Source organism: Methanococcoides sp. NM1, from assembly GCF_900774285.1.
GTDB lineage: Archaea > Halobacteriota > Methanosarcinia > Methanosarcinales > Methanosarcinaceae > Methanococcoides > Methanococcoides vulcani.
In genome coordinates this window covers 1-240 of sequence record NZ_CAAGTW010000041.1, presented here as the reverse complement: position 1 = coordinate 240, position 240 = coordinate 1, and the positions used below count along the sequence as shown (strand labels likewise).

Annotated in this window: 1 pseudogene; it reads right to left on the bottom strand. The window is 43.3% G+C overall.

Annotation, left to right across the window (positions count from 1 at the left end):
* Nucleotides 1-240: pseudogene (locus E7X56_RS11905) on the bottom strand (fibronectin type III domain-containing protein); the annotation flags it as partial.

Genomic DNA, 240 nt, shown 5'->3' with positions numbered 1-240 from the left:
CAGGTAATGTTGATATTACCGTCAGTATCCACAGTTCTTGTACTGATCTGGTAGATGGTAGCTTCATCAAGACCGGTTGCTACATAGGAACTGTCAGGATCACTGACATTGGCTGTAAACACATTATCAAGATAGATCATGGTATGACTGAAATCTGGATCAGCAGGATTAGTCCAGTTCCATGTTATTGAACTACCACTAACACTTGATTCGTCCAGGCTGGTTACACTGGCCGGTGCA